Genomic DNA, 6,746 nt, shown 5'->3' with positions numbered 1-6,746 from the left:
CGGCCATGAGGAGCATGTTCTCCTCGCCGGTGATCAGGCCGTCGACGGCGGAGAACTGCCCGGTGACGCCGATCGCGGCACGCACCGCCTGCGGGTCGGAGGCGATGTCGTGACCCGCGACCCGGGCCTGGCCGCCGTCGGCGGCGATGAGGGTGGAGAGGATCTTGACGGCGGTGGTCTTCCCGGCGCCGTTCGGGCCGAGCAGGGAGAAGATCGTCCCTCCGGGGACGGCCAGGTCGACGCCGTCGAGGACGACCTTGTCGCCGTAGGACTTGCGCAGCGCGTTCGCCGCGATGGCCAGGTGGGTCATGTCCGGTGCTCCTCAGAGGCTGCGGGCGACGATGTCGCCGTAGGAGGTACTCGCGTGGATGGTCAGTCCGGCGTCGGCGCCTTCGGTGTTGTTGAGCGCGTTGCGAATCCGGCCGTAGGTGGTACCGGCGTCCAGGGAGGCGGACACTCCGGGGGCGGCGCCGACCGACACGTCGCCGGACTGGGTGCGCAGCACGACGGTGCCGTGCACGGCCTCGGTGATCTGGATGTCGCCCTTGGCGACGCTGATCTCCGCGGGGCCGGTGAGGCGGCCGATGGTGACGTCACCGGCGGAGGTGGTGAGGCGGACGCTCGCGGCCTCGTCGAGCTTGACGGAGCCGTGCGCGCCCTCGAAGGCGACGTCGCCGAGGCGCCCGACGCCCCGGAGTTCGGCGTCGGCCGCCTTCCCGTCGACCCCGGAACCGGCGGGCAGTTGGACGGTCACCTCGAGGGATCCGGAGGGGCCGAAGTACTGGTTCTTCGCCGAGGCCCCGATCCGCAGGACGCCGTCGCCGTATTCGACGGTGGTCTGCTCCGCCACCTTCACGTCGCGGCCCTTCGAGCGGTCCGCGGGCAGGACCTCGACCGTGGTGTCGGTCCGGTCGGCGGCGATGAACCGGACGTGCCCGGCGGGGATGTCGAGGACGACCGAGATGGGGGTGGGGGTGTCGAAGGTCTGCATCGTGCGCTCCTCTGCTCGTTGTTTCTGATGAGCGAAAAGCTACGTTGCGTTTATGAATTCATCAACGCTCTTGTTGCATGGAAACGGTATCGATGCAGGTGATAGCGAAAAAATCGGTGCAATGACTATGCAGACTAATGCAACAACGATCACCTGTTCGTTGCAATGATCTGGGGTTGAACGCTATGCTGGCGGCATCGGGGAGCACGAGAGGAGATCGCGATGCCGGGAGGCAGGCTCACCCAGCAGGAACGTCAGCAGATCGCGCTGGGGCTGGCCGACGGCCTCGCCTACGCGGAGATCGCCAGACGTCTCGACCGCCCCACCTCGACGGTCACGCGTGAGGTGATGCGGAACGGGGGCTCCACCGCCTACCGTGCCGACCTGGCCCACCGCGCCGCCGAACGCCGCGCCCAGCGGCGCCGTCAGGCCGCGCCCCGGGGGCGGCAGGCGCCCCCGCAGGCCGACGGGCGCGACGCCGAGGCCGTGCGCGAGTACGAGGAGTTGTTCACCACCGTCCTCATGCGCTCGGGCCTGCCCAAGATGATGGCCCGGGTGATGGCCTGCCTCTACACCGCCGACTCGGGCAGCCTGACCGCGTCCGAACTCGTCCAGCGCCTCCAGGTCAGCCCGGCGACCATCTCCAAGACGATCGCGTTCCTGGAGGAGCAGACCCTCGTCCGCCGGGAGCGCGACGAACGCCGCCGTGAGCGCTACTTCGTCGACGAGGACCTCTGGTATCAGTCGATCCTGTCCAGCGCCCGGTCCAACGCCGAGCTCGCCGAGACCGCGCGGCAGGGCGTCGGCGTCCTCGGCCGCGACAGCCCGGCCGCCGCCCGCCTGGAGAACGTCGCCCGCTTCCTCGACTTCGTCGGCGAGAGCATCACCCGCGCCGCGCAGCAGGCCCGTGAGGTGCTCTACGCGGACGCCGAAACGACCGATCGGTAGCGCTTCAAGTGGGGCTCAACTGGTATGCGAGATCTAGCACATGAAAAGCCGTTAAGAAAAGCTAACCTCTGGGATGTCATCGGATTGGCTGCTTGCGGTGATTTGTCTGTAATCGCCTGTCATGCGGCCGGAGTCGAAGGGAAGCGACGACATGTCAGCTCGCCAAATGCTCACCGGTACGTTCCTGGGGCTGGGAGCCCTGCTCATGGTTTCGACCGCGGTCGCCCCGGCGGCCGGTGCGGCGCCCGTCCCCGTGACCACCCTCAACTGCGATGGTGACACCTACAAGTGCACGGCCGGGCTGCGGTTCGGGGACGGCAGGTGGTACGCGGACTGGGGTGTGAACGTGTTCCACCAGAGCGCGGTCCGGGCGGCGTCCGCCCCGTCGGTGAAGGCGCCGGTCCCGGTGACGACCCTCAACTGTGACGGTGACACCTACAAGTGCACGGCCGGGCTGCGGTTCGGCGACGGCAGGTGGGTCGCGCAGTGGGACGCGAGGATCTTCCACCAGGCGGCGGCGACCGGGGCCCAGGCGGCCAAGGCGGTCAAGGCGCCACGGGGCGAGGCCGCGCCCGTCCCGGTGACGGCCCTGAACTGCGACGGCGACACCGGTCTGTGCACCGCCAACCTCCAGTTCGGCGACGGCAGGTGGGCCGCCCAGTGGGGGGCCAGGATCTTCCACCAGTAGGCGGGTGGTGACGAGCGGGCCCGGTGCGCGACGCGGCGCATCGGGCCCGCTTCGTCGTCCATGGTCAGGTGCGCTCGAACACCACCGGCGCCTCGAACGCCACCGGCGCCTCGAACGCCGCCCGGCGCGTGGCACGCCGCAGCGCCCTCAGGATCGGTCCGCCGAGGGTGAAGGTCAGCACCACCGTCACCACCGCGCGCGGCAGGTCCCAGCCGAGCGAGGTCGCCAGGCAGTACGCCACGAAGCGGGTCAGGTTGGCGCCGACCGGATCGCCCGGCACATAGCTGATCCCCGAGGACATCCCCTGCATCAGGGTCCAGCCCTGGAGGTTCATCGCCGTCCCGTACGCCACGGACGCGAGCGCCCCGTACCCCGCGAGCAGCGCCACCTCGCGGCGGCCGCGCAGCCGCCCGGCGCCGGGCAGCAGCCCCGCGCCCAGCGCGACCCACCCCATCGCCAGCATCTGGTACGGCATCCACGGCCCGACGCCGCCCGTGAGCAGCGCGGAGGCGAACATCGTCACCGCGCCCAGCACGAACCCGAAACCGGGGCCGAGCACCCGCCCCGAGAGCACCATCAGGAAGAACATCGGCTCGATGCCCGCCGTGCCCGCGCCCAGCGGCCGCAGCGCAGCGCCCGCCGCCGCCAGTACCCCGATCATCGCGATGGCCTTCGCGTCCAGACCGGTGTCGGCGATCGTCGCCACGACCACCGCCAGCAGCAGCGGCAGCAGCGCGGCGAACAGCCAGGGCGCGTCGGCGGCGTGGGCGGCGACACCGGAGTGGGCGGGCGCGAGGAGCGGCCAGGTGAACGCGGCGACGCCGATCGCGGAGACGAGGGCGAGGGCGACGATCGAGCGCGGCCCGAGCCGGACGGCCCGTACGCGGGATGGGTGGGGTCCGGTCATCGCGCCCCCTCCAGCGCCTCGCGCACCTGCGGCACGGTCAGCCACGGCAGCGGCGCGAGGATCTTCGCGACCTGCGGGGCGAAGGCGGGGGAGGACATCACGACCTCCGCCGTCGGCCCGTCCGCGACCACCTCGCCGTCGGCCAGGATGACGACCCGGTGGGCGAGTTCGGCCGCCAGCTCCACGTCATGCGTGGCCAGCACGATGGCGTGGCCGTCCGCCGCCAGCCCGCGCAGCACCCGCGTCAGCCGTGCCTTCGCGGCGTAGTCCAGCCCGCGCGTCGGCTCGTCCAGCAGCAGGAGCGGTGGACGGGCGGTGAGGATCACGGACAGCGCGAGGGCGAGCCGCTGCCCCTCGGACAGATCGCGCGGATGGGTGCCGTCCGCCACCTCGGGCAGCAGGTCCGTGACCAGCTTCCGGCAGGTGCCGGGCGCCGCCCCCGCGTCCTCGTCGGCGGCCGCGCACTCGGCCGCCACCGTGTCCGCGTACAGCAGGTCGCGCGGCTCCTGCGGTACGAGACCCACGAGGCGCAGGAGTTCGGCGGGGCGGGTGCGGTGCGGCGCGCTCCCGCCCGGGCCGATGCCGACCGTCCCGGCGGCCGGTTCGTGCATCCCGACGAGGGCGGCGAGGAGGGTCGACTTCCCGGCCCCGTTCCGGCCCATCAGCGCCACCGTCTCCCCGGGCCGCACCGACAGGCCGACACCGCGCAGCGCCTCGACGCGCCCGTGCCGCACGGACAGCCGCTCGACCCGCCCGGCCGGTGCGCCGTCGGGCGCTTCGCGCGGTGCGGGTGGTGCGAGCGGAGCCAGCCGCTCCCGCAGCGAACCCGCCTTGCGGCGCGCGTCCCGTACGGACAGGGGGACGGGGGCCGTCCACCCCGCGAGGCCGCCCAGGGCCACGACCGGCGGCTGCACGGGCGAGACCGGCATGATCTCGGCCGGTTCGCCGACCACCGGGGCCGCGCCCGGGGCGGGCAGCAGGATCACCTGGTCCGCGTACTGCACCACCCGCTCAAGACGGTGTTCGGCCATCAGCACGGTCGTGCCCAGGTCGTGCACCAGCCGCTGGACCACGGCCAGCACCTCTTCCGCGGCGGCCGGGTCGAGCGCCGAGGTGGGCTCGTCCAGGACCAGCACCCGGGGGTGGGTGGTGAGCACCGACCCGATCGCGACCCGCTGCCGCTGCCCGCCGGAGAGGGTCGCGATGGGCCGGTCGCGCAGCTCGGCGAGGCCGAGGAGGTCGAGGGTCTCCTCGACGCGGCGGCGCATCGTGTCGGGCGGCAGGCCCAGCGACTCCATCCCGTAGGCGAGTTCGTCCTCGACGGTGTCGGTGACGAAGTGGGCGAGGGGGTCCTGGCCCACGGTGCCGACGGCATCGGCCAGTTCGCGGGGCTTGTGGGTACGGGTGTCCCGCCCCGCGACCGTGACCCTGCCCCGCAGGGTGCCCCCGCTGAAGTGCGGCACCAACCCGGAGACGGCGCCCAGAAGTGTCGACTTGCCGACTCCGGAGGGGCCGGCGAGCAGGGCCAGCTCGCCCTCCGGAACGGTGAGTTCCACCCCGTGGAGGGCGGGCCGGGCGGCGCCGTCGTAGGTGACGGACACCTGCTCGAAGCGGATCACTGCGTGACCTCCTCGGGGTTGCGGTCTCGTGCCGGTGCCGGGGCGACGAACGCCGGGAGCAGACCCAGCAGGACGCCCGCCGCCGGCCACAGCGGCAAGTCCGGTGCGGTGAGCGGAACGGCGGGCGGGTTCAGGGACTCCGGTGCGTACGAGGCGGCCCAGATCATCAGCGCCGCGACCGCCACCCCCGACCCCGACACCAGCCAGGCCCGCACGCCCCAGCGGTCCGGCCGGTAGCGACTGCGGACCGACCGGCGCCCGCCCAGCCACAGCCCGCCCAGCGCGGCGGCGAGCCCGGCAAGCAGCAGCGGCAGTCCGTACGCCGCGCCCTCCGAGGCCAGTAGCCCGTACGTACCGCAGCAGACCCCGAGCAGCCCGCCCAGCGTCAGCGCGGCCGTCGTACGGCGCACCGCGGGCGGAACCTGCGCGGTGCGGCCGTAACCGCGCGCGTCCATCGCCGCCGCGAGCGCCACCGACCGTTCCAACGCGCCCTCCAGCACCGGAAGCCCCACCTGGAGCAGCGCCTTCACCCCGCGGTCGGGGCGGCCGCGGAGCCTGCGCGCCGCGCGCAGCCGCTGGACGTCCGCCACCAGATGCGGCGCGAAGGTCATCGCCACGACCACGGCCACGCCCGCCTCGTACAGCGCGCCCGGCAGCGACTTGAGCAGCCGCGCCGGGCTGGCCAGCGCGTTCGCCGCGCCGACGCAGACCAGCAGCGTGGCCAGCTTCAGCCCCTCGTACAGCGCGAACACCAGCCCCTCGGCCGTGACCCGCCCCCCGATCCGCACCCCCTGCGCCCAGTCGGGCAGCGGCACTTCGGGCAGCGTGAACAGCACCCGGGTGCTGGGGATCGGCGAGCCGAAGAACAGTGCGAAGAGCAGCCGGATCGCCAGCACGACCAGCCCGAGCCGCAGAAACGCGCCGTACGAACGCGCCCAGGGCGCATCGGTACGGCGCGCCGCCACCACATACCCCGCGACCGCGACGATCAGCCCGAGCAGGAGCGGATTGGTGGTGCGCGACGCGGCCGTGCCCAGCCCCAACGCCCACAGCCACCACGCCCCGGCGTGCAGCGCGTCCCCACGTCGCGGGGCGGAAGCGCGGCGTGTGCGCGGCCGGTTGGGGCCGACGATGCCGCGTTCCCGGCCGACGGCGCGGGTGGCCCCCGCCGGGGTGGCGCCCTCGCCGCTAGGGTGGTCGATACGGTACGGCCGCGACCCTTCGGCGCTCGCCGGGCGGGCCTCACGGCGCAGCGCGCCCGCCGCCCGCGCTCCGACGGCGCGGAGCCCCGCCCGGGCCCGCTGGGTACCGAACCCCGCTCGCGCCCGCTGGGCACCGGGCGCCGTCCGGGCCCGTCGCGCGCCGAGCGCTGCCCGCGCCCGCGCCGCGCCGAGCGCCGTCCGGGCCTGCTCCGCGCCGAGTACCGCCCGGGCCCGCCCCGCGCCGAGCGTTGCCCGGGCCCGTCCGTTGGGCGCCGTCCGGATCCGCCCGGCGCGGAGGGCCGTCCGGACCCGTCCCGCGCGGAGCGCCGCCCGGAACCGTCCGTCGCCGGGCGCTGTCCGGGGCGACGGCCCAACCGCCCCCGCGCCTGCC

General features: G+C 73.9%; 7 protein-coding genes. 2 read left to right on the top strand and 5 right to left on the bottom strand.

Annotated elements, in window-relative coordinates:
* A partial coding sequence (locus LCH29_RS29545; protein WP_446464744.1) for an ATP-binding cassette domain-containing protein occupies positions 1-310 on the bottom strand: 310 nt, incomplete at its 3' end.
* Positions 311-322: 12 nt separating this feature from the next.
* Entirely contained in the window at positions 323-991 is a 669-nt protein-coding gene (locus LCH29_RS29540) for a DUF4097 family beta strand repeat-containing protein (RefSeq protein WP_446464743.1), read from the bottom strand.
* Positions 992-1,213: 222 nt separating this feature from the next.
* Between LCH29_RS29540 and LCH29_RS29535 the strand changes: the two genes are divergently transcribed.
* Both LCH29_RS29535 and LCH29_RS29530 read left to right on the top strand, forming a co-directional pair.
* On the top strand, positions 1,214-1,939 hold the full coding sequence (locus LCH29_RS29535) for a helix-turn-helix domain-containing protein (protein ID WP_446464742.1): 726 nt from the start codon (positions 1,214-1,216) through the stop codon (positions 1,937-1,939).
* A gap of 151 nt (positions 1,940-2,090) precedes the next feature.
* The gene (locus LCH29_RS29530; protein WP_446464741.1) at positions 2,091-2,627 is read left to right on the top strand and encodes a hypothetical protein; all 537 of its coding nucleotides are present in this window, start codon (positions 2,091-2,093) and stop codon (positions 2,625-2,627) included.
* Between the two features lie 64 nt (positions 2,628-2,691).
* On the opposite strand, the gene LCH29_RS29525 is transcribed toward LCH29_RS29530, so the two are convergent.
* Genes LCH29_RS29525 through LCH29_RS29515 form a run of 3 tightly spaced genes read right to left on the bottom strand, consistent with a single transcriptional unit; the run spans position 2,692 to position 6,286 of the window.
* Complete coding sequence (locus LCH29_RS29525) at positions 2,692-3,534, bottom strand: ECF transporter S component (RefSeq protein ID WP_446464740.1); 843 nt, start codon at positions 3,532-3,534, stop codon at positions 2,692-2,694.
* A complete protein-coding gene (locus tag LCH29_RS29520; RefSeq protein ID WP_446464739.1) occupies positions 3,531-5,153 on the bottom strand; it encodes an ABC transporter ATP-binding protein in 1,623 nt (540 codons plus the stop codon). The genes LCH29_RS29525 and LCH29_RS29520 overlap by 4 nt, the downstream gene beginning before the upstream one ends.
* A complete protein-coding gene (locus LCH29_RS29515) occupies positions 5,150-6,286 on the bottom strand; it encodes an energy-coupling factor transporter transmembrane component T (protein WP_446464750.1) in 1,137 nt (378 codons plus the stop codon). Before LCH29_RS29515 ends, LCH29_RS29520 begins: the two co-directional genes overlap by 4 nt.
* Between the last annotated feature and the right edge of the window lie 460 nt (positions 6,287-6,746).

The organism is Streptomyces sp. BRA346 (assembly GCF_052851135.1).
This window is presented reverse-complemented; position numbering and strand designations above follow the sequence as displayed.

Bases quoted from the DNA above. Each gene is read 5' to 3' on its own strand.
- LCH29_RS29530 (WP_446464741.1), top strand. From the start codon at position 2,091: ATGTCAGCTCGCCAAATGCTCACCGGTACGTTCCTGGGGCTGGGAGCC.
- LCH29_RS29525 (WP_446464740.1), bottom strand. From the start codon at position 3,534: ATGACCGGACCCCACCCATCCCGCGTACGGGCCGTCCGGCTCGGGCCG.
- LCH29_RS29535 (WP_446464742.1), top strand. From the start codon at position 1,214: ATGCCGGGAGGCAGGCTCACCCAGCAGGAACGTCAGCAGATCGCGCTG.
- LCH29_RS29540 (WP_446464743.1), bottom strand. From the start codon at position 991: ATGCAGACCTTCGACACCCCCACCCCCATCTCGGTCGTCCTCGACATC.